Raw genomic sequence first — 21,541 nt, 5'->3', positions numbered from 1 at the left:
GCCGCGAACCTCGCCCTGCCGCAAGACTAGCGTTCCTTGGTCGCCGAGAAGGTCAGCTGCGGGTTCTTCTCGACCTGGTAGGTCACGTCCCACGGGCTCTTGGCCATGAAGACGAGGTCGCCGTCGCGGTCCTTGGCGAGGTTGGCGCGGTTGAAGCCCGCGAATTCGTCGAGCGTCTTGTCGTCCCCCTTGATCCAGCGCGCGGTGGCAAAGGGCGACGGTTCGAGCACGGCTTCGACCTTGTACTCCGCCTCGAGCCGGCTGATCAGCACCTCGAGCTGGAGCTGGCCGACGACGCCGACGATGTGGGCCGAGCCGATCTCGGGGTAGAAGACCTGGATCACGCCCTCCTCGGAAAGGTCGTCGAGCGCCTTGCGCAATTGCTTGGTCTTGGTCGGGTCTTTCAATTGGACGCGGCGCAGGATTTCCGGCGCGAAGTTGGGAAGGCCCGTGAAGCGCACCTGATTGCGCTCGGACAGGGTATCGCCCACGCGCAGGGTGCCGTGGTTGGGGATGCCGATGATGTCGCCCGCCTCGGCGGTGTCGGCGAGCTCGCGGTCCTGCGCGAAGAACAGGATCGGGGAGTGGACCGCGATCGGCTTGCCCAGCCCTGACGGGGTCAGCTTCATGCCGCGTTTGAAGGTGCCCGAGACCTGCCGCATGAAGGCGATGCGGTCGCGGTGGTTGGGGTCCATGTTGGCCTGCACCTTGAAGATGAAGCCGGTGACCTCGTCACGGGTCGGCGGGATCTGCTCCTCGCCCGCGGGTTGGGGGCGCGGTGGGGGCGCGAAGCGGGCGATGGCGTCGATCAGCTCGGTGACGCCGAAGTTCTTGAGCGCCGATCCGAAATAGACCGGCGTCAGGTCCCCGTGGCGGAAGGCCTCGAGGTCGAACTCGGGGTAGCCGCCGCGCGCCAGCTCGATCTCGTCGAGGAAGCGCTGGGGAATGGCGGCGGTGTCGCGGGTCCCGAGGAACTCGCGGCTCGGCCCCTCGGGGCGGCTGATGGTTTCGGTGGCGAAGTCGAGCAGGCCCTCGAACTCCCCGCCCATGCCGATGGGCCACATCTGCGGGCTGACATCGAGCGCCAGCATGTCGGCGACCTCGTCGAGCGTCTCGAAGGGATCGCGGCCCTCGCGGTCGACCTTGTTGACGAAGGTGAGGATCGGCACCGAGCGCAGGCGGCAGACCTCGAACAGCTTGCGGGTCTGCGGCTCGATGCCCTTGGCGGCATCGATCACCATCACGGCGGAGTCGACGGCGGTCAGCGTGCGGTAGGTGTCCTCCGAGAAGTCCTCGTGGCCCGGGGTGTCGAGCAGGTTGAAGACAATGCCGTCCTTCTGGAAGGTCATCACCGAGGAAGTCACGGAAATCCCGCGCTGCTGCTCGATCTTCATCCAGTCCGACCGCGCCCGCCGCGCCGCCCCGCGCGCCTTGACCTCGCCGGCCAAGTGGATCGCGCCGCCCTGGAGCAGCAGCTTCTCGGTGAGCGTGGTCTTCCCCGCGTCGGGGTGGGAGATGATCGCGAAGGTGCGGCGGTTGGAGGTCATGGAACGGGCTTCTTGATGATGGCGTAACGCAGGCCGATCATGGACAGGCCGAAAAGCAGGAAAACGACGTCGGCAAACAGCAGGATGAAGCCGCCGATCGCGCCGTCGCCGGGCAGGCTGAGCACCGATGCGCCCCACAGGCCGAGCAGCACCGCGATCCCGATCAGGATCGCGAGCGCGACGCGGGTGGGAAGCAGGACGAGCACCGCCGGAAAGCCGCCGAAGAAGGCCGCCATCAGGGCCAGCATCAGACTGTCCTCATTATGGCCCGGCGTCATGCCGAGAAAGCCCATCCCCACCCAGCAGGCGACCGCCACACCGGCAAGAGCCACGCCAACCGCCAGAAGCACCTCGCGGCGCATCACCCTTCGCGCGCGACGCGGAAGCCGGCGAAGTCCTGGTTGACCGGCATCAGCTCGATCCGGTTGATGTTGAGATGCGGCGGCAGGCTGGCGATCCAGCCGATGGTGTCGGCGATGTCCTCGCCCGTCATCGGATTGACGCCCGCGTAGAGCTTGTCGGAGGCCTCCTGACTGCCGGTGCGCACGAGGGTGAACTCGGTCTCGACCATCCCCGGCTCGATGCTGGTGACGCGCACGCCGGTGCCGTGGAGATCGGCGCGCAGGGCGAGGGTGAAGTGGTTCACGAAGGCCTTGGAGCCCGCATAGACATTGCCGCCGGGATAGACGTAGTTCCCAGCGACCGAGCCGATGGCGATGATCGCGCCCTTGCGCTCGATCAGCTGGGGGAGGAGCTTGCGGGTCAGCACCACCATCGCGGTGACGTTGGTGTCGATCATCGTGTGCCAGTCGTCGAGATTGGCATTCTGCGCCGGGCTGAGGCCTTGCGCGAGGCCCGCGTTGTTGACGAGGAGGTCGATGTCGCGGAAGCCCTCGGGCAGGGTGGCGAGTGCGGCGTCCATCGCGGCGGTGTCGCGCACGTCGAAGCACACCGCGTGGATCTTGTCCGCGCCCAGCTCCGCGACCAGCGCGTCGAGCCGCTCCTGCCGCCGCCCGGTGGCGACGCAGCGCCAGCCGTCCGCGACGAGGCGGCGCACGGTGGCAAGGCCGATCCCGGCGGTGGCGCCGGTGATGAAAGCCGTCTTCATCCGCGTAGCTCCCCGCCCAGCTTGGCCGCCGCCGCCACGACCTTTTCGGCAATGGCCTTGAGGTCGGCGTCCTTGAAACTCGCCTCACCCGGCTGGAGCGTGACTTCGACCGCGACGGACTTCTTGCCCTCGGGCACGCCTTGGCCGGCAAAGACGTCGAACACGCGCACGCCGGTGATGCTCGCCTTGTCGGCGCCCTGCACCGCCCGCACCAGATCGCCCGCCGCCAGCGTGGCCGGGACGAGGAAGGCAAAGTCGCGGGTCACGGCTTGCAGCGCCGGAGGCGTGAAGCCCGGGCGAGCAAAGGCCGCGCCCTTCTTGGCGGGGATCGCGTCGAGGAACAGCTCGACCGCGGCAATCGGCCCGTCGGCGTCGAAGGCCTTGAGCGTCGCGGGATGCACCATCCCGAAGCGCGCCAGCACCACCTTGGGGCCGAGCCTGAGGGTGGCCGACTGACCCGGGTGGAACTGCGCCCCCGCCTCGCCCATCACCATCAGATTGGCAACCGGCGCCCCCGCCGCTTCGAGCAGCTGGAGCGCGAGCGCCTTGGCGTCATAGGCGTCGAAGGGCCTGGCCTTGCCGCTCTGCCATCCGCGCGCGGTCTTCTCGCCCGCGAGTACGATGCCGAGGGTGGGCTTCTCGTCGCTGAGGCCGTTGCCGCTGCGGAAATAGCGCCGCCCGATCTCGAACAGGCGCGAGGACGCCGCGCCGCGATCGGCATTGCGCTTGGCCGCCATCAGGAGGCCCGGCAGCAGCGAGGGGCGCATCGCCTTCATGTCCTCGCTGATCGGGTTGGCGAGCACCCACAGGGGCTGGTCCGAACCGAAGTGCTCGGCGGCCCAGGTGGGGAGGAAGGACCACGTCACCGCCTCGTTGAGGCCGCTGGCGGCAGCGGCGCGGCGAAGGCCGCGCTCGAGCTTCTGCTGCGGGGTGGCGGTGGGGCGGGCGACACCTTCGACACGGGGCAGCGCGACGCTCGCCACCTTGTCGAGGCCGTGGATGCGGACGACTTCCTCGACCAGATCAGCCGGGCCTTCGATGTCATTGCGGCGCAGCGGGCAGGTGACCTGCCAGCCTTCGCCAACCGTGAAACCGAGGCTTTCGAGGATTCGCTGCTGTTCGGCCTCCGGCACCTCCACCCCGCCGAGGCGGAGCGTCTGGCCGGGGTCGAATGCGACGACCTTGGGCGCGGAGGGCGGCGAACCGGCATGCACGGCATCGCTCGGCGTGCCGCCCGCCAGCTCCACGATCAGCCCGGTGAGCAGATCGAGGCCCTGATCCAGAAACTCGGGGTCCACCCCCCGCTCGAACCGCGTGCGGGCATCGCTCGACAGCCCCAGCTTGCGCCCGGTCGCGCCGATCCGCGCCGGATCGAAATAGGCGATTTCGAGCAGGACGTCGGTGGTGTCGTCCTGCACCCCCGAATGCTCGCCACCCATGATCCCGGCGATGTCGTGCACGCCGTTATCGTCGGCGATCACCATCATTTCGCTGTCGAGCGTGTAGGTTTTCTCGTTGAGCGCCAGCACCTCCTCGCCGTCATTGGCGCGGCGGGCCACAACCGCGCCCGAGAGCTTGGCGAGGTCATAGGCGTGCGCCGGACGCCCGAAGCCCAGCATCAGGTAGTTGGTGAGGTCGACCAGCAGCGAGATCGGGCGCTGGCCCGCGCTCTTGAGCCGCGCCTGAAGCCAATCGGGCGAGGGGCCGTTGGTCACGCCCGTCACGACGCGGCCATAGAAGGCGGGGCAACCCTCGGCGTCGTCGGTGCGGATTTCGACCGGGCACGCGCCGCTTGCCGTGAAGGCGGGCATGGTGACGGGCTTCAATGTCCCCAGCCCCTTGGCCGCCAGATCGCGAGCGATGCCGTAGACACCCATGCAATCGGGGCGGTTGGGGGTCACGGCGACCTCGATCACCGGATCGCTGCCCTGGTAGTCGGCGAAATCGGTGCCGACCGGCGCGTCATCGGGCAGTTCGATGATCCCGTCATGGTCCTCGCCCAGCTCGAGCTCGCGGGTCGAGCACATCATGCCGTTGCTCTCGACGCCCCGGATCGCGCTCTTGCGCAAGACCATGCCGTTGGCGGGAACGACCGCGCCGGGCAGACCCAGCACGCCCTTCATGCCTGCACGGGCATTGGGCGCGCCGCAGACGACTTGCAGCGGCTGGCCGTCGCCCGTGTCAACGGTGAGCACCTGCAGCTTGTCGGCATCGGGATGCCGCGCGGCGGTCAGCACATGGGCGATGCGGAAACCGGCCAGCTTCTCGGCCGGGTCCTCGACACCCTCGACTTCGAGCCCGATGGCATTGAGCGCATCGCAGATCTCCGCGACGGTGGCGTCGGTTTCAAGGTAATCCTTGAGCCAGGTCAGCGAGAACTTCATGCGCGTGCTCCCACGCCGGCAGACAGGGTGGGCTGGTCGAAGGGCGAGAAGCCGTAGTGCTGGAGCCAGCGCGGGTCGCCGTCGAAGAAGGCGCGCAGGTCGTTCATCCCGTATTTGAGCATCGCGATGCGGTCGATCCCGAGGCCGAAGGCGAAGCCCTGCCATTCCTTCGAGTCAAGCCCCGCGAATTCCAGCACCCGCGCATTGACCATCCCGCTGCCGCCCAGCTCCATCCACGCATGGCCCGGCGCATCGCCGTGCCCGCCGACGACGCGGCGGCCGCCTTCGGTGGAGTAGCCGACGTCGACCTCGACGCTCGGCTCGGTGAAGGGGAAATAGCTTGGGCGCAGGCGCAGGGTGATGTCCTCGCGCTCGAAGAAGGCCTTGAAGAAGGTCTCCAGCGTCCACTTGAGGTGCCCGAGGTGAATGTCGCGGTCGATCACGAGGCCTTCGACCTGATGGAACATCGGGGTGTGGGTGGCGTCGCTGTCCGAACGGTAGACGCGTCCCGGCGCGATGATGCGGATCGGCGCGCCCTGATCCAGCATTGCGCGGATCTGCACCGGCGAGGTGTGGGTGCGCAGCAGCACATCCCTCCCCTCATTGGTCTTGTCCGGGAAGTAGAACGTGTCGTGCATCGCCCGCGCCGGGTGGGTCTCGTCCATGTTGAGCGCGGTGAAGTTGTGCCAGTCGTCCTCGATCTCGGGGCCGGTGGCGACCGCGAAGCCGAGGTCGGCGAAGATCTCAGCGAGCTCGTCCATCACCTGGCTGACGGGATGCACCGATCCCTTGGGGGCGGCCACTGCGGGCAGGGTGAGGTCGATGGTTTCGCGCGCCAGTTGTTCTTCCAGCGCCGCAGCCTCGAGCGCCGCTTTCTTGGCATCCAGCGCCTCGGCAATCGCGGCACGCGCGGACTGGATCGCGGGAGCTGCCGCCGTGCGCTCTTCCGGGCTCATCCCGCCCAGCGTCTTCAAGGCAAGGCTCACCCAGCCCTTCTTGCCGAGGGTTTCGAGCCGCTCGGCCTCGAGCGCGTCGAGGCTGCCTGCGGCGGCGATGGCGGCCAGCGCGGCCTCGGTCTGGGATGTGATGTCGGTCATGGAACTGGATGCTCTGGACGAGAGGATTTCGCCGCCGCCCGCTAGCGGCAAATCGCCCCGATTGCAAAGGACGTTGGACGCTTCGGGGGAGCCTCAGGGGGTCGGCGCGTGGAGCCCCTGCACCGCCTGCCCCGCCGCTGCCATGCGCGCCTGTGCCGCAGCGGCCAGCAGCGGCTTGGGCATGCGCGCATATTGCGACGGGCTCATCCCCATGAACCGCCGGAAATCGCGCACGAAATGCGACTGATCATGATAGGTGCAATCGAGCGTGCCGAGCCACTTGCGCGACGGATCGATCATGAATTGCGCGAGGCTGCGCAGGAATCGCTGGCGGCGCAGCAGCAGCTTGGGCGGAAAGCCGAAGGCGCGGCGCGAGAGGCGCTCGAGGCTGCGCACCTGCATCCCCACCCGTGCGGCGATATCGGTCACGGTCAGCGTGTCGGGGTCGACGAGAGCCGCGTGGATCGCGAGGATCGCGGCCTCCCCGGGCTGCTCGGGGCCTGCCAGCAATTTGGCCATGTGCGATTCGATCATGGCCAGCTCCCTCGCATGATCGCCGTCGCTCGCCGCCAGCGCCTCGGACAGGGGGGCAAAGCCGGCGAACACCGGGTCAGACGCGCCATCGACAAAGCGGTCGGCATAGTCGCACGCCCCCGCCGCCACGATCCGCGCCCAGCCGAGCGGCAGCAGACCGATGCCCCAGCTGTGCCCCGATCCCAGCCGGAAGCGCGCGGCGCGGCTGGTCGGCCCGGTCACCGTGAAGGCGGGACACCGCGCCACCGTCCCCGTGCCGATCACCGAATGCGCAGGCACCGCGCCGAGGAAGCGGATATTGGCCCATTCCGGATGCAGCCAGTCCTCCAGCCAGGGACGTTTTACCGAACAGACCACGTCGGTGCGGTAGAAGGTTGTCACGAACCGGCGCAGCGGCTCTGCCGGCAAGGCGAAGCGCAACTGGACCAAATCCCCCGCTAGCGCGTGCATCTTTCCCCCTTCCCCAAGCACATCGCGCGCCGGCAAGGCCTGCGTGATGTGACCGCTTTGTGACCCTGTGCGGGCCAGCGCGGCGCGGATAGCACGATCGGCACGGCAGCTGTAGCGGGGTCGCCGGGCGCCCGTCAGCGTCGCGGCGGCGGGGGTGCGGGCGGATCGAGAGTCTGCGCGGCGCTCCCCCAGACCTTCGCCCTCGCCTCCATGAACGATGTCAGGATCGGGTGATCGAGCGCGGCATATTCGCTCGGGTTCATCGTCATGAAGTCGCGGAACTCGCGCGTGAACTGCGCCTGGTCGTGATAATGCGCGTCCATCGCCTCGGTCCACGGGCGCCCGCCGCGCTGGAGCATGAAGGTCGTGAGGCTGCGCATGAAGCGCTGGCGGCGCATCAGCAATTTGGGGGAGAAGCCGAAATAGCGGGTGCAGACGCGTTCGAGCGTCCGGATGCTCATCGCGCAGGCGCTGGCAAGGTCGTGGACCGAGGTGTGATCACCGTTGACCAGCGCGGCGTGGACCCGGGCGATGCGCTGCTCGTCGCGGCTCGGCCGCATGGCGCGCGACAGGGCGGCGACCAGCGCATCGTACTGCGCCTCGATGTCCGATTCAGGATCGCACAGCACATCGGCCAGCGGCGCGAAATGGGCGAAGGCCGGGTGTGCGGCACCATCGCAGATGAGGTTGGTGACCGCGCTCGCATCGGCATCGAAGAACCGCGCCCAGCCCAGCGGCAGGAACCCCACCCCCCACATCCGCACCTTGCCGAGCGAAAAATGGCACGCGCGCGAGCTTGGCCCGGTGCCGACGAATCGCGCGCCTTCTAGCGTCGTGTCGCCGAGCGAGGCTTCCGGCGTAGTACCGCAGAAGAAGCGGATATTGGCCCATTCGGGCTGGAGATAATCGGTCACCCGCTCAGCCCCCTCGGGCAGATCGAGCGTCAGGTGATAAAGGGACGTGAAGCACCCCGCGAATTCCGGCGGCGGTTCGCGGAATTCGGCGACCAGCCGCTCCGGCGGCAGTGGCCCATTACGCCTTTCAGCGCGCTTGTCGTCTGCATCCCCCATGCAATGCACTAAAGCGCATGTGGCGCGGTTCTACAAGGGTTCTGGCGGATTTCTACAAACCGGAACGCAAAAGGGGCAGGCTACCCGAAGGAAGCCTGCCCCTTGAATTCTTGCTGGCCGGAGCCGCGCGAGGCTTACGCCGGAAGCGCTGCCCCCGCCCGCTGTTACGCGGGCAGAGCCGCCTTCGCCTGCTGGATCACGGCCTTGAAGGCGCCGCCTTCGTTCATGGCGAGATCGGCCATCGCCTTGCGATCGAGTTCAATGCCGGCAAGCTTGATGCCGTGCATGAACTGCGAATAGGTCAGGCCTTCCATGCGGACCGCGGCGTTGATGCGCTGGATCCAGAGAGCGCGGAAAGTCCTCTTCTTCACCTTGCGGTCGCGGTAGGCGTACTGCCCGGCCTTTTCGACCGCCTGACGGGCGATGCGGATGGTGTTCTTGCGGCGACCGCGATAGCCCTTGGCCTGGTCCAGAATCCGCTTGTGCTTGGCGCGGGTGGTAACACCCCTTTTGACGCGTGCCATATCAGTATATCCTTGTTTCTAAGGTGCGTGAGGGCCGGAGCCCGCTCGCATCAATCCAGCCCGTAGGGCGCCCACTTCTTGATCGTCGGCGTATCATTGGCCGACAGGACCGAGGTGCCGCGGTTGGTGCGGATATACTTGGCGTTGTGGCTGATCAGACGGTGACGCTTGCCAGCGACGCCGTGCTTGACCTTGCCGGTTGCGGTGATCTTGAAGCGCTTCTTCACACCGCTCTTGGTCTTCAGCTTGGGCATTTTCATCTCCTGATCGAGACACGTCGGAACCGGCCATGGCAGCCCTTGTCGCCAGGCTGGCTGATTGATTCGTGTCAGTGAAGTGCGCGCGCTTAGGCGGGAGAGCCGCGAAAGGCAAGGGGGAAGGCGCGCCCGCCCTGCCCTCGCTCAGGCGGCATTGGCGCGCGCTTCGGCGGTCGCCAGCTCGAGCGGGCGCAGGATCAGCGTCACCCGGTCGTGCCCCGCGGCCAGATGCAGCACGTCGCCCGCGCGCACTGCGATCGGCTGGGGGAAGGCGTGGAGCACCTGCAACCAGCCGCCATCGGTGTAGCCGTCGGGGTGATTGTCGAAGGTGATGCCCTCGGCCAGATCCACCTGCATCCACTGCACGATCCCCGCCGCGACCCCGTCGGCCGCCACGGGGATGCTGAGCAGTTGCAGGTCGGCCGGATGGGCCTTGCGGGTGAGGTCGATCCGCATGAGCTCAACATCGCCCGACAGGCGCTTCCAGCCGGTCATGGTGCCGTGGATCGGCAGCTTCTGCGAGGCCAGCCCCCCGAAGGCCGAGACGTCGAAGCCCGAGACCTCGCCGACGAAGACATAGTCCTCGAGCACCCGGCTCTCGACCAGGCACCCGATGGCAGCCGCCGCGCGCGGGATGACGATGGCATCGGGCGCGAGGAGGCGCGCATGGGCATCCTCGAAGGTGTCGATCACCTTTTCGGTGAGGAGGTCGCTCGAGAGGATTTCCGAAACGAGGATGTCGGCGCGCGCGGGCAGGTGTTCGCCCACCTCAAGCGCGCCCGAGGGGGCGGTGTGGACGGTGATGCGCTCGGCATGGCCGTTGCCTGCAATGATCGCGCGGGCGGTGTCGGCGATCACCGGCACCATTTCGCAGGCGGTCACCGAGAGCGCCCCGGCGCGCGCGGCCATCATCGACAGCAGGCCGCTGCCGGTGCCGATGTCGAGCACCCGCGCTTCGTGGCCCTTGGCCGCAATCGCAGCGATGATCGCCGCCTCGAAGGCATCGTTGCGGCGCGTGTCGTTGAGCATGGGGATATGCCAGAAGGGCACCAGCTCGGCGCACAACCGGCGGATCTGGTGCTCGATATGGATGTTGCCCGGCTGGAGCGCGAGCGCCGCGCGGAACTTGCCCAAAGCCTCGTGCTTGCGCCCCGCATCGGCGAGGAACACCGCGAGGTTGTTGGCGGCCACGGCATTGGCGGGATCGGCGGCGCAGCTCGCCTCGAGCGCGGCGATGGCACGGTCGCGCTGGCCGGTGCGGGCGAAGATCAGGCCCTGTTCGTGCAGCGCCACCGCGTTGCCCGGGTCGATCGTCAGCAGCCGCTCCCACAGCGCCAGTGCCTCTTCATCCGCGCCGCGCTGGCCGAGCATCCCGGCGAGGATCGGCAGCACGTCCGCGAGGCGGTAACCGGCCTCGATAACCATGGCATAGCCCGCCTCGGCAGCGGCGAGATCGCCCGCTTCGTGGGCGCGAAGGGCGTTTTCGAGGATGGTGCGGGCACCGGCGATGGCTTTGAGCTGCTTGGTCATGATGTCTCCCGGACCGCCGGATGGGGCCACTGACCGGGAGTTATTAACCAAGCCCGTTAAGGGCCTACCGCGCGCGGCTAGGGGTGTTCCCGAGGGGCGCGCGGCCGGTCTCGGCGAGCCAGCGCGCGAAATCGCCATGGGCGATGCGCGGGGCCCTGGCGGGGAGCGGCGCGGTCCAGAGGTAGGCCTCGGCCATGATCGTCTCGCCCGCGCACAGGACGGAGATCGGGCGGCGGGCGTAGTCCGCGCCTTCGAAGGCATCGACCGCGGCCATGTCGATGCGGCTCGCATCGCGCACCGCGCCGATCACCGTGCCCTCGCCCGGCACGAGCGCGGGATACCAGCCCTGCGGATCGGGAATCGCGAACAGCGCGCCGCTGGCGGTCGCGGTCCGTCCGGGGCCGATCCCGGCGAGGAACGGCCAGTCGCCCAGCCCCTCGCGCAGCACGCCGTAGACGAACAGGAGCACCCTAGCCCATCGCCTCGAGCACATCCTCGAGCCGCGCCGGATCGCCGAGCGCGATCACCGTGCCGTCGGAGCCCGCATCGAGCGGGTTGCCCTGCCAGTCGGCCATCATCCCGCCCGCGCCCTCCACCACCGGCACCAGCGCGGCGTAGTCATAGAGCTTGAGACCCGCCTCGATCACGATGTCGACATGGCCGCTGGCGACGAGGCCGTAATTGTAGCAGTCCCCGCCGAACACGATCTTCTTCTCCGCCACCTGCTTGGCGACCGACATGAAGGCGTCGGCCTCCTCATTGGTGAAGAGATGCGGGCTGGTGGTGGCGAGCACCGCGTCCGACAGCTCCTTCAGGGGTTTGGTCTGCGCGGGCTTGCCGTTGAACAGCGTCGGCTGGCCGATGCGGCCCACCCAGCGCTCGCCGCTCACCGGCTGGTCGATGATCCCGAGCACCGGCCAACCATCCTGCAGCAATGCGATCAGCGTGCCGAAGATCGGGCGGCCCGCGATGAAGCTGGTGGTGCCGTCGATCGGGTCGAGCACCCATTGCCGCCCCGCGCCCTCGTTGCGGGTGCCGTATTCCTCGCCGATGATGCCGTCGCGCGGGAATTCCGCCTCGATCAGCTTGCGCATAGCGGCCTCGGCGGCGCGGTCGGCTTCGGTGACGTAGGAGCGGTCGGCCTTGCGCTCCTCGGACCACTGGCCGCGGAACAGGGGGCGGATCGCGGCCCCGGCGGCATCGGCAAGGCGCAGGGCGAGGGCGAGGTCTTTATCGGTCATGCGCTTCCCAATAATCGAAGGCTTCGGCCTGTCGAGCCTGAGTATAGCGCCGCGCCTCCGGCCCCTCCCACTCCAGCGGCAGGTCGTCGTAGACGCCGGTGCGGCTGACGAACCAGCCCTGCCCCGGCAGCCCGTCCGACTGGCGCACGACCAGCACCGCCAGCCCCGGCTCGCCCGCCGCCCGACCGTCCTCGTCAATCCGGTCGAGCACCTTGCACAGCTGGCGCATCAGTGGGCGCGTGAAGGTGTGGCCGAGGATGCCGAGCAGCGCGCCGTAGGTGAAGGTCTGCCGCTGGCGGGCCGCTTCGATTAGCAGGCCGCGCACTTCGGCAGGGTCAAACATCAGTCGAACAGCGAGCTGACCGAGCTCTCGTCCGCAATCCGCCGGATCGCCTCGCCCACCAGCGGGGCAATCGGCAGCACGCGGATGCGGTCGGACTGTTCGGTCGCCTCGGTCGGGCGGATCGAGTCGGTGATCACCAGCTCCTTGAGCGCCGAGCCGTTGATGCGCGCCACCGCCCCGCCCGACAGCACGCCGTGGGTAATATAGGCCGCGACCGACTTCGCCCCGCCCTCGAGCAGCGCCTCGGCCGCGTTGCACAGCGTGCCGCCCGAATCGACGATGTCGTCGATCAGGATGCAGTGCCGGCCGGAGACGTCGCCGATGATATTCATCACCTCGCTCTCGCCCGGACGATCACGCCGCTTGTCGACGATCGCCAGCGGGGCGTTGTCGAGCCGCTTGGCCAGCGCGCGGGCGCGCACCACGCCGCCAACGTCGGGCGAGACCACCATCAGCTGCTGGTCGCCATAACGCGCCTGGATGTCGGCGGCCATGACGGGGGCGGCATAGAGGTTGTCGGTCGGGATATCGAAGAAGCCCTGGATCTGGCCCGCGTGGAGGTCGACCGCCAGCATCCGGTCGGCGCCTGCCTCGGTGATGAGGTTCGCCACCAGCTTGGCCGAGATCGGCGTGCGCGGGCCGGGCTTCCGGTCCTGCCGGGCATAGCCGAAATAGGGCACCACCGCGGTGATCCGCTTGGCCGAGGCGCGGCGTAGCGCGTCGATGCAGATCAGCAGTTCCATCAGGTTGTCGTTCGCCGGGAAGTTGGTCGGCTGGACGACGAACACGTCCTCCCCGCGCACGTTCTCGTGGATCTCGACGAAGACCTCTTCATCGGAGAAGCGCCGCACGCTGGCGTCGGTCAGCGGGATTTCGAGATAGGCGGCAATCGCCCGGGCGAGCGGCAGGTTCGAATTGCCGGACATGATCTTCATCGGTCGCGAATCCCCGTTGGCGCGTGATGCGACCCGCCTAGCGATGCGTCATGGAATTGCAACGCGCAGAGGGCGGGTTCTCGTCAGGCAAGGGTGCCGCAGTCCCAGCACGACCGCTTTCGGGCATTTGCAGCGCGGTCGCGAATGGCCGGTTGTGGGTGGAATGCGGAATGGCGGCCTTTACCGAACACGCAAGTCGAGCCCGGATTTGGCTATCGTTAAGTGATCGCAGCTAACAACTTACCTTTGGATTGCGAGCCCTCTGTCAATATGGTGGCCGCGCTCTATTTCGGAGATTGATTAATGGTTTGGATTATGAGTTTGCCCAGCGGGTTTGGTGAATTCTGGCCTGATGGTGAGTTCGAGGATGGCGACAAACCACAAGTGATTGGTTGGGACGGTAGATTGAAAGATTACATAACAGCCTTGCCAGTAGATCGTCAGAAAGAATTGATGCCTGTCGGCGACGTAACGAGGTATGGGTATTTTGTCTCTCTGAAGTACATACGGGAGGTTGGCACAACCGTCGCCCCAGATTTGCCTCCGATCACTCCGGTCATGGATCAAGAGGCTCCTAGGTCGTTCAATGCCTCAAAGTCGTACAAGCAGTTGGGCGATTTGATTATGCTCAACGACCGAATTCTCGCTGTCAGCGAAGATATGAGGGCTATAATTGAGGCCCTTGACGGCGGGGCGCATCAATTTTTCCCAATCGATATCGTGATGCCCCGGTCCATCTATCCGAAAACATTCTTCACCTTCGTGGTCACGAACTACCGCAACAGCTATATCGATATAAACGGAGTGATGCCGAAACTGGCTCCTGGCGAGCGTTACAACTTCAGCAAGGTGACGAAGGGCGATGCTGTCCAATCACATTTTCAGAAGGTTGCTTTTGACGGTGCGCATGTATGGCGCGAACGGTTGTTCAACGAATTTATAATCATGTTCTCCAACGAATTTGTCGACTGCGTTCAAAATGCTGGCCTAAGCATGCCAAAGATTTATCAGGCGAAGGAGATTGTCTGACGACGAGGTACAGTGGGGAAAGCGATGGAATTCAATGACCGCTCCGGGGTCGATTCCCGAACGGCAGCATTTTTCCATGGAAGCCGCAAAGCAGACGGTGCCCGCCTTACGCCTCCAGTTCGACATCCCAATAGAGCCAGTCGCGCCAGGTTTCGTGGAGGTAGTTCGGCGGGAACAGCTTGCCCGCCTGTTGCAATTGCCATGAGGTCGGGCGGATCGGGGGCTGGTGGAGGCCCATGCCCGCCTGCTTCGGCGTCCTTCCGCCCTTCTTCATGTTGCACGGCGCGCAGGCGGTGATGATGTTCTCCCACGTCGTCCGGCCCCCGAGGCGGCGCGGGGTGACGTGGTCGAAGGTCAGGTGATCGTGGCTGCCGCAATATTGGCACTGGAAGCGGTCGCGCAGGAACACGTTGAAGCGGGTGAAGGCGGGAAACTCGGAGTGCTTCACATATTGCCTGAGCGCGATGACGCTCGGGATCTTCATGTCGAAGCTGGGCGAGTGCACCTCGCGGTCGTAGCTCGCGACGATGTCCACCCGGTCGAGAAACACCGCCTTGATCGCGGTCTGCCACGGCCAGAGCGAGAGCGGGTAGTAGGACAGCGGGGTGTAATCGGCGTTGAGCACCAGCGCCGGGCAGGCCGAAAGATTGCGCGTCGGATCCTCGTCGATCCCGCGGAACTTCGCCACTCTCTCGATCAGTTCGGCATTGAACACGACGCGCGTTCCTCCCTGATTGACCTCCATCCTGACGTGGCAGGGCAAAGAGTCAAACCCGTGACAGGGCGCATATCCACAGGGATAGCCTGTGCATGACCTGTGGATAGCGAAACATTCTGTCGTGTGGCATGGGCGGCGCGATGGACCGCCCCGCCCCACCCGTGACCCGTTTCGCGCCGAGCCCCAACGGGCGGTTGCACCTCGGCCATGCGCTCTCGGCGATCGTGGCACATGATCTGGCGCGCGCCGGCGGCGGGCGGTTCCTGCTGCGGATCGAGGACATCGACGGGCCGAGGTCACGCCCCGAACTCGCCGACGATTTCCGCCGCGATCTGGAATGGCTGGGGCTGGAGTGGGAGGAGGTCCGGGCCCAATCCACCCGCCTCACCAGCTATGCCGCGGCGGCCGAGGCGCTGAAGGCGAAGGGGCTGCTTTACCCCTGCACCTGCACCCGCAAGGAAATCGAGGAGGCAGGCGCGGTCGAGGGCTCCGATGGCCTGATCTACCCCGGCACCTGCAAGCACCGCCCGCCCGACCCGTTACGCCCCGCGGCTTGGCGGCTGGACAGCGCGAAGGCACTGGCGGCAACCGGACCGCTGGTGTGGGAGGATGCCCTGGCCGGACCGCAAGCCGTGGACCTCTCCCTCCTCGGCGATGTGGTGCTCGTGCGCAAGGACCTGCCCGCCTCCTACCACCTCGCTGTCACGCTCGACGATGCGGCGGACGGCGTGACGCTGGTGACGCGCGGCGCGGACCTGTTCGCCGCGAGCCATGTCCACCGCACGCTGCAAGCCCTGCTCGGCCTGCCGGTGCCACGCTGGCATCACCACCCGCTGCTGCTCGGCGAGGATGGCGAGAAGCTCGCCAAACGCCGCGGCTCCCCCGCACTGACCGAGCGGCGCGAAGCGGGCGAGGACGGGCGGATGCTCGCCGAACAACTGCGTGTGCAACTTTTGTCACTTGGAACCTGAGCCCCAAGCGTCCATTTAGACACCCATGACCTATGTCCTCATCCCCGCGCTCCTGATCCTCATGGGCCTCACCGCCTTCTCGCTGGTCAAGGGCATCATCGCCTTTCTCCAGACGACCAAGATCGACCTCGAGACCGGGGAAGGCAGCACCGCGACCGACATGCAGCTCGCCCAGAACAAGGCGATGTTCGCGCGCATCAAGTATCAGGGGCTGGCGATCGTGGTGGTCGCGATCCTGCTGGCGGTGTCGCGCTAAACGCCCCTTCGATGGTCAAGCTGAACCGCATCTACACCCGCACGGGTGACGACGGCACGACGGGCCTCGTCGACGGCTCGCGCTGCCCCAAGCACTCCGCGCGCATCGCCGCCATGGGCCTGGTCGACGAGGCGAACAGCGCCATCGGCCTCGCCATCTGCGCGCTCGAAGGCGAGGCCGAGAAGGCGCTCCTGACTCGCGTCCAGAACGATCTGTTCGACCTCGGGGCCGACCTTGCGACCCCCAGTGCCGACGGCGACTTTACCCCGTCCGAGATGGTGCTGCGCATCGTCCCGAGCCAGCCGCTGTGGATCGAGGCGCAGATCGACGCGCTCAACGAGCGGCTCGAACCGCTCACCAGCTTCGTCCTGCCCGGCGGGAGCGAGGCGGCGGCGCGCGTCCACATCGCCCGTGCCACCACCCGCGCCGCCGAGCGCGCGATGGTGGCGCTGGCGGCCGAAGACGCGGTCAATCCGGCGGCCCTCGCCTATATCAACCGCCTCTCCGACCTGCTCTTCGTCCTCGCCCGCGTCGCGAATGATGACGGACGGAAAGACGTGAAGTGGGTTCCCGGGGCAAACCGCTAGGCAAGGCCTGCGTTCCCCGCTAGGGCGGCAGCCTTGCTGCACCTGCGAAGGAACCGACTCCCCATGACCAGCCCCATGCGCAACATCGCCGTCATCGGCGCCGGTCAGATGGGCACCGGCATCGCCCAGACCTGCGCCGCCCAGGGCATGACCGTCATGCTCACCGACGTCGACCTCCCCCGCGCCGAGGCGGGCAAGGCCGCGATCGGGAAGGCGCTCGCCAAACTCATGGGCCGCGGCAAGATCGAGGCGGACGAGGCCGAGAAGCTGCTTGCCCGCATCACGCCGGTCGCCGATTACGCCCCCTTCGCCGAGGCCGACCTCATCATCGAAGCCGCGACCGAGCGCGAGGAGATCAAGAACGCGATCTTCGAGAAGGCGGGCCAGGTGCTGGCCACAGGCGCGATCATGGCGTCGAACACCTCGTCGATCCCGATCACCCGCATGGCCAACCACTCGCCCGATCCGGCGCGCTTCATCGGGCTGCACTTCTTCAATCCCGTCCCCGTGATGGGCCTCATCGAGGTGATCCCCGGCCTTGCCACCGCCAAGGAGACCACCGACGCGGTCACCGCCTTCGCCCGGGGGCTCGGCAAGGAAGTGGTGCTCTCGCAGGACGAACCCGGCTTCGTCGTCAACCGCATCCTCCTGCCGATGATCAACGAGGCCGTCTTCGTGCTCGGGCAGTCGACCGCGGGGATCGAGGATATCGACAAGGGCTGCCGCCTCGGCCTCAACCACCCGATGGGGCCGCTGCAACTGGCCGATTTCGTCGGGCTCGACACCTGCCTCGACATCATCAACGTGCTCTACACCACCACCCGCGACAGCAAGTATCGCCCTGCGCCGCTGCTGGTGAAATATGTCGAGGCTGGCTGGCTCGGCCGCAAGACCGGGCGCGGGTTCTACGACTATTCGGGCGAGGTCCCCGTCCCGACGCGTTGAGGCTTCGGCCCGCCGCAGGGCATGGCAACAATCGGCACTCCTGCCGGGTAAGGCCCGGTGAAGGAGAAACCCCATGCCCGATGCCGACGACCGCGCAATCCCCGGCCACCCCGCTGGCCCGCCCCCCGAGGCGCACAACGACGAGCAGGACGCCGCCGGCACGCAGGCCCAGGACGTCGCCGAGGATGCGCGCCGCGAGGACAGCCGCACCGCGAGCCCGCTCGAAAGCACCAAGCCTGCCGCAAACGACGTCGACCCCGCCCCCGACAGCACCGGCGACCTGATCGACGAGATGCGCCGCATGGAAGGCGAGGGCCGGATCGACATGTCCGCCTTCGCGGGCGAGCCCAACCATGACGACGAGCCCGGCACCTATGGCGGCGAGACCACCGACGACGCGGACGGCGACTGGCTCACCGCCGACGGCGAGACGCTGAGCGAGGATGACGCCGAAACACTGCTCGACGCGGAAAGCTACGAGGAACTCGAGCGCGCGCTCGATTCGGATGCGAAGGACGGCGCCGACGAGGAGGAGTGACGGCCCGCCGGAGCGCCCGCGCTTATTGCGGAGCTTCGCTTTCGGGGATGATCGGATCGGTCGGCGTCGCGCCCTGGGGAACGACCACCGCGGTGGAGGCCAGCGGCGCGGTCATGGGATTGCCGCTGTTCACCGGAGGCTCGGCTGGCGCGGGGGCATTTGGGTCGTAGTCGCCGAAAACCGAGGGCGGTTGCGCCGGCTGGCCCTGTGCCGCGGCTGCGCCTTGCTGGCCGCCCGCCAGCAGCCCGCGCTGCGATTCGGACAGGCTCACCGCCTTGGTCACCAGCCCGCCATTGCCCTGCGGACCGATCATCGCCACCGCCGCGAGCACGGTCAGCACCACGAAGGCAAGCGCCAAACGACTGTTCTGGAACAGGAGCCTCATCATGCCCTCGCGCATAACAGGGGCATGGTTAAGCCTTGGTTGAAATCGCGGCTTAGAGCACTTTCCGACCAACCTGGATCACCCTGACGGAGCCGATCTGAGCGCGGGGGAAGGCGAGAGGAGCAAGCGATGCAGCGCATCGTGCGCGACGATCAACGTAGCCCTGCGCTCAGATCGGCCCGCCACTTCGGGGTCGTGTCAGGAGGCGCGCTGGCTGCGTCGCGGCACTTGCCGGGGCAACCAGCCCCGGCTGCGCGCCGCTCCTGTCCAGCGCGCCTCCTGACACGATCAGGGTGACCCAGATTGGTCGGAAAGTGCTCTAACGGGGCAGGCCGCGCTTCCATTCGTAGAGCAGATCGAGCGCCTCGCGCGGGGTCAGCGCGTCGAGATCGGCGGCCCGGAGCGCTTCGGCGAGCTGCTGTTCGGGGGTGGCCGGTTCGGGCTCCGCGGGCTTGAGGTTGGCGAAGAGCGGGAGGTCGCCCAGCCCCGCGGCGATCCCGCCGGTCGCTTCGCGGGTTGCCTCAAGCTTGGCGAGCACCGCCTTGGCGCGGGCGACGACATTGGCGGGCAACCCCGCCAGCCGCGCGACGGCGAGGCCATAGGAGCGGTCCGCAGGGCCGTCCGCCAATTCATGCAGCAGCACCAGATCGCCCTGCCACTCGCGCGCGCGGACGTGGTGGAGGCTCAGCGCCTCGCAGGTCTCCGCCAGCCGCGCGAGTTCGTGGTAGTGGGTGGCGAAGAGGCAGCGGCAGGCGATCTGCGAATGCACCGCCTCGGCCACCGCCCAGGCGAGCGCGAGGCCGTCATAGGTCGATGTCCCGCGGCCGACCTCGTCGAGGATGACGAAGCTGCGGCTGGTCGCCTGCGCCAGAATGGCGGCGGTCTCGACCATCTCGACCATGAAGGTGGAGCGGCCCCGCGCGAGGTTGTCGGCGGCGCCGACGCGACTGAACAGGCGGTCGACAAGGCCGATGCGCGCGGCGCTCGCGGGCACGAAGCAGCCGGCCTGCGCGAGCAGCACGATGAGCGCGTTCTGCCTGAGGAAGGTCGATTTGCCGCCCATGTTGGGGCCGCCGATCAGCCACAGGCGGTTGTCGGCGGCGAGCCGGCAGTCGTTCGCCACGAAACGCTCGCCGGTCTTGGCCAGCGCCGCCTCGACCACCGGATGGCGGCCCGCAGTGATGGCGAGGCCCGCGTCCTCGGCAATTGCCGGGCGGCACCAGTCGCCTTCTGCCGCACGCTCGGCATTGCCTGCGCCGACATCCAATCGCGCGAGCGCGGCGGCGGTGGCGGCGATGGCCTCGCGGGCGGCGATGACTTCGGCCACCAGCGCCTCGAAATGCGCTTCCTCGGCGGCGAGCGCATGGCCCCCCGCCTCGGCAATGCGCGCGGCTTCCTCGTGCAGGGTCAAGGAGTTGAACCGCACCGCGCCCGCCATGGTCTGGCGGTGGGTGAAGCCGCTGTCGGGGGCCATCAGCGCATCGGCATGGCGCGCGGAGACCTCGATGAAATAGCCCAGCACCCCGTTGTGGCGGATCTTCAGCGAGGCGATCCCCGTCTCCTCGCGGTAGCGCGCCTCCATCGCGGCAATCGCGCGGCGGGCATCGCCCGAGGTGGCACGCAATTCGTCGAGCGCGGCGTCGTAACCGTCGGCGATGAACCCGCCGGAGGAACGCTCGGTCGGGGGAGAGGTGACGAGCGCGCGGCTCAGCAGGTCGGTGAGCGCGCCGTGGCCGGTCAGCCCCGCGGTCACCTCGGCGAGCAGCGCCGGACGGTCGGGCGCGCCCGCCAGCCAGTGGTGGAGCCGGGCGGCTTCCGAAAGCCCATCGCGCAGCTGGCCGAGATCGCGCGGGCTCCCCCGCCCCGCCACCACCCGGCCCAGCGCGCGCCCGAGATCAGGGATGGCGCGCAAGGCGTCGCGCAGCTGCGCGCGCTCGATGGGGCGGTCGCGCCAGAATTGCACCAGCGCGAGCCGCGCCTCGATGGCGGCGGCATCGAGCAGCGGCGCGGACAGGTCCTCCGCCAGCAGCCGCGACCCCGTACCCGTCACACAGCGATCGACTGCACCGATCAGGCTGCCTGCGCGGCCCCCTTGGGCAGACTCCAGAATCTCGAGGCTCCCGCGTGTCGCCGCGTCCATCGCCATGGTGCTGGCGGTCTCGCGCACCACGGGGGGCAGAAGCAGCGGCAGGCTCCCGCGCCCGACATGGTCGAGATAGGCGACCAGCCCTCCCGCTGCGCTGAGCATCGCACGGGAGAAGGCACCGAAGGCATCGAGCGTCGCCACGCCGTGAACGGCCTTCAGCCGCTCGGCCCCGGCATCGCTGGCGAAGGTGGTGCGCGGGCGGTAGATCGCCTCCTCGGGGCTGTGCTCCCAGTCCTCGGGCACCACGACTTCGCTGGGCGAGAGCCGCGCCAGCGCCGCGCCCAACTGGTCGGCGGCGCATTCCTCGAGCACCATCGCACCCGTAGACACATCGACCGCCGCGATCCCCACCGTGCCGCGTAGCTCGGCCAGAGCGACCAGCACATTGGCGCGGCGCGGTTCGAGCAGCGCCTCCTCGGTCAGCGTGCCTGCGGTGACCAGCCGCACAATCGCCCGCCCGACCAGCACCTTGGAGGACGGCGTGCCCTCGCGCTTGGCGCGCGCCTTGGCCTCCTCGGGCGTCTCGACCTGTTCGGCAATCGCCACGCGGCAGCCGGCCTTTATGAGGCGCGCGAGATAGCTCTCCGCCGAATGCACCGGCACCCCGCACATCGGGATCGCCTGCCCGCCGTGCTCGCCCCGCGTGGTCAGCGCGATATCGAGGATCGCCGCCGCGCGCTTGGCATCCTCGAAGAACAGCTCGAAGAAATCGCCCATGCGGTAGAACAGCAGCGCATCGCCCGCCTCTTCCCGCAGGCGCAGATATTGCGCCATCATCGGGGTAGGTTTGGGATCATCGAGCGCGGCCATCCTCCCCGCCTACCCCCAGCCGACCCGATTCGGGAATGTCGGCTGTTGCAACTTTCCCCCAACGTGCTTGCGATAAACGGCCTATCGCATCGGCCGCGCTCGGGCTAAGCGGGGCTCGGTTGACGTTACGGACGGA

Annotated in this window: 23 protein-coding genes; 6 read left to right on the top strand and 17 right to left on the bottom strand. The window is 67.7% G+C overall.

Translation table 11 applies throughout. The features are described 5' to 3' along the window. Positions 1–26: 26 nt before the first annotated feature. The 14 genes from PFX90_RS11325 to PFX90_RS11260 all read right to left on the bottom strand — a co-directional run bounded on the left by PFX90_RS11325 (position 27) and on the right by PFX90_RS11260 (position 13,020). Entirely contained in the window at positions 27–1,547 is a 1,521-nt protein-coding gene (locus tag PFX90_RS11325) for a peptide chain release factor 3 (RefSeq protein WP_285712553.1), read from the bottom strand. Further along, complete coding sequence (locus tag PFX90_RS11320; RefSeq protein WP_285712552.1) at positions 1,544–1,909, bottom strand: hypothetical protein; 366 nt, start codon at positions 1,907–1,909, stop codon at positions 1,544–1,546. The genes PFX90_RS11325 and PFX90_RS11320 overlap by 4 nt, the downstream gene beginning before the upstream one ends. Continuing rightward, positions 1,909–2,655, bottom strand: coding sequence for an SDR family NAD(P)-dependent oxidoreductase (locus PFX90_RS11315; protein WP_285712551.1), 747 nt, complete (start codon positions 2,653–2,655; stop codon positions 1,909–1,911). The genes PFX90_RS11320 and PFX90_RS11315 overlap by 1 nt, the downstream gene beginning before the upstream one ends. Next, a complete protein-coding gene (gene pheT, locus PFX90_RS11310) occupies positions 2,652–5,039 on the bottom strand; it encodes a phenylalanine--tRNA ligase subunit beta (RefSeq protein ID WP_285712550.1) in 2,388 nt (795 codons plus the stop codon). Before pheT ends, PFX90_RS11315 begins: the two co-directional genes overlap by 4 nt. Further along, complete coding sequence (gene pheS / locus PFX90_RS11305; protein WP_285712549.1) at positions 5,036–6,136, bottom strand: phenylalanine--tRNA ligase subunit alpha; 1,101 nt, start codon at positions 6,134–6,136, stop codon at positions 5,036–5,038. The genes pheT and pheS overlap by 4 nt, the downstream gene beginning before the upstream one ends. Positions 6,137–6,229: 93 nt before the next feature. Continuing rightward, a complete protein-coding gene (locus PFX90_RS11300) occupies positions 6,230–7,120 on the bottom strand; it encodes a helix-turn-helix transcriptional regulator (protein WP_285712548.1) in 891 nt (296 codons plus the stop codon). 134 nt (positions 7,121–7,254) lie between these two features. Next, the gene (locus PFX90_RS11295) at positions 7,255–8,190 is read right to left on the bottom strand and encodes a helix-turn-helix domain-containing protein (RefSeq protein ID WP_285712547.1); all 936 of its coding nucleotides are present in this window, start codon (positions 8,188–8,190) and stop codon (positions 7,255–7,257) included. 164 nt (positions 8,191–8,354) lie between these two features. Continuing rightward, positions 8,355–8,714, bottom strand: coding sequence for a 50S ribosomal protein L20 (gene rplT, locus PFX90_RS11290; protein ID WP_086737378.1), 360 nt, complete (start codon positions 8,712–8,714; stop codon positions 8,355–8,357). 50 nt (positions 8,715–8,764) lie between these two features. Next, on the bottom strand, positions 8,765–8,968 hold the full coding sequence (gene rpmI, locus PFX90_RS11285) for a 50S ribosomal protein L35 (protein WP_026092007.1): 204 nt from the start codon (positions 8,966–8,968) through the stop codon (positions 8,765–8,767). Between the two features lie 147 nt (positions 8,969–9,115). After that, a complete protein-coding gene (locus tag PFX90_RS11280; RefSeq protein ID WP_285712544.1) occupies positions 9,116–10,501 on the bottom strand; it encodes a 50S ribosomal protein L11 methyltransferase in 1,386 nt (461 codons plus the stop codon). Between the two features lie 64 nt (positions 10,502–10,565). Further along, positions 10,566–10,970 (bottom strand): gamma-glutamylcyclotransferase family protein, encoded by a 405-nt coding sequence (locus tag PFX90_RS11275; RefSeq protein WP_285712543.1) that lies wholly within the window; start codon positions 10,968–10,970, stop codon positions 10,566–10,568. Position 10,971: 1 nt separating this feature from the next. Beyond that, a complete protein-coding gene (gene hisN / locus PFX90_RS11270; protein ID WP_285712542.1) occupies positions 10,972–11,742 on the bottom strand; it encodes a histidinol-phosphatase in 771 nt (256 codons plus the stop codon). Next, on the bottom strand, positions 11,732–12,085 hold the full coding sequence (locus PFX90_RS11265) for a ribose-phosphate pyrophosphokinase (RefSeq protein ID WP_285712541.1): 354 nt from the start codon (positions 12,083–12,085) through the stop codon (positions 11,732–11,734). Before PFX90_RS11265 ends, hisN begins: the two co-directional genes overlap by 11 nt. After that, the gene (locus PFX90_RS11260; RefSeq protein ID WP_068349956.1) at positions 12,085–13,020 is read right to left on the bottom strand and encodes a ribose-phosphate pyrophosphokinase; all 936 of its coding nucleotides are present in this window, start codon (positions 13,018–13,020) and stop codon (positions 12,085–12,087) included. The genes PFX90_RS11265 and PFX90_RS11260 overlap by 1 nt, the downstream gene beginning before the upstream one ends. 303 nt (positions 13,021–13,323) lie before the next feature. Between PFX90_RS11260 and PFX90_RS11255 the strand changes: the two genes are divergently transcribed. Next, positions 13,324–14,049 carry an imm11 family protein gene (locus tag PFX90_RS11255; RefSeq protein WP_285712540.1) on the top strand — a complete coding sequence of 242 codons (726 nt, stop codon included), beginning with the start codon at positions 13,324–13,326 and terminating at the stop codon, positions 14,047–14,049. A gap of 106 nt (positions 14,050–14,155) precedes the next feature. Here the strand turns inward: PFX90_RS11255 and PFX90_RS11250 are convergent, their stop codons facing one another. Further along, positions 14,156–14,764, bottom strand: coding sequence for an HNH endonuclease (locus PFX90_RS11250; RefSeq protein ID WP_285712539.1), 609 nt, complete (start codon positions 14,762–14,764; stop codon positions 14,156–14,158). A 143-nt stretch (positions 14,765–14,907) separates the two neighbouring features. On the opposite strand from PFX90_RS11250, the gene gluQRS reads away from it, so the two are divergent. From gluQRS to PFX90_RS11225, 5 genes are all read left to right on the top strand, one after another. After that, positions 14,908–15,738 carry a tRNA glutamyl-Q(34) synthetase GluQRS gene (gene gluQRS / locus PFX90_RS11245; RefSeq protein ID WP_285712538.1) on the top strand — a complete coding sequence of 277 codons (831 nt, stop codon included), beginning with the start codon at positions 14,908–14,910 and terminating at the stop codon, positions 15,736–15,738. Positions 15,739–15,763: 25 nt separating this feature from the next. Beyond that, positions 15,764–15,994 carry an HIG1 domain-containing protein gene (locus tag PFX90_RS11240; protein WP_017665016.1) on the top strand — a complete coding sequence of 77 codons (231 nt, stop codon included), beginning with the start codon at positions 15,764–15,766 and terminating at the stop codon, positions 15,992–15,994. An 11-nt stretch (positions 15,995–16,005) separates the two neighbouring features. Next, the gene (locus tag PFX90_RS11235; protein ID WP_285712537.1) at positions 16,006–16,581 is read left to right on the top strand and encodes a cob(I)yrinic acid a,c-diamide adenosyltransferase; all 576 of its coding nucleotides are present in this window, start codon (positions 16,006–16,008) and stop codon (positions 16,579–16,581) included. A gap of 75 nt (positions 16,582–16,656) precedes the next feature. Beyond that, a complete protein-coding gene (locus PFX90_RS11230) occupies positions 16,657–17,526 on the top strand; it encodes a 3-hydroxyacyl-CoA dehydrogenase NAD-binding domain-containing protein (protein WP_285712852.1) in 870 nt (289 codons plus the stop codon). 73 nt (positions 17,527–17,599) lie between these two features. Further along, positions 17,600–18,064: a hypothetical protein gene (locus PFX90_RS11225; protein ID WP_285712536.1), complete on the top strand. Its 465-nt coding sequence runs from the start codon at positions 17,600–17,602 to the stop codon at positions 18,062–18,064. Positions 18,065–18,086: 22 nt separating this feature from the next. Here the strand turns inward: PFX90_RS11225 and PFX90_RS11220 are convergent, their stop codons facing one another. Both PFX90_RS11220 and mutS read right to left on the bottom strand, forming a co-directional pair. Continuing rightward, positions 18,087–18,452: a hypothetical protein gene (locus PFX90_RS11220; RefSeq protein ID WP_285712535.1), complete on the bottom strand. Its 366-nt coding sequence runs from the start codon at positions 18,450–18,452 to the stop codon at positions 18,087–18,089. Between the two features lie 316 nt (positions 18,453–18,768). Then, positions 18,769–21,405 carry a DNA mismatch repair protein MutS gene (mutS, locus tag PFX90_RS11215; protein WP_285712534.1) on the bottom strand — a complete coding sequence of 879 codons (2,637 nt, stop codon included), beginning with the start codon at positions 21,403–21,405 and terminating at the stop codon, positions 18,769–18,771. Between the last annotated feature and the right edge of the window lie 136 nt (positions 21,406–21,541).

Origin of the sequence: Erythrobacter oryzae, from assembly GCF_030271515.1 — a bacterium.
Taxonomy (GTDB): domain Bacteria; phylum Pseudomonadota; class Alphaproteobacteria; order Sphingomonadales; family Sphingomonadaceae; genus Erythrobacter; species Erythrobacter oryzae.
Note: the sequence above shows the minus strand (reverse complement) of the source record. Positions and strands in the feature narration are given on the sequence as shown.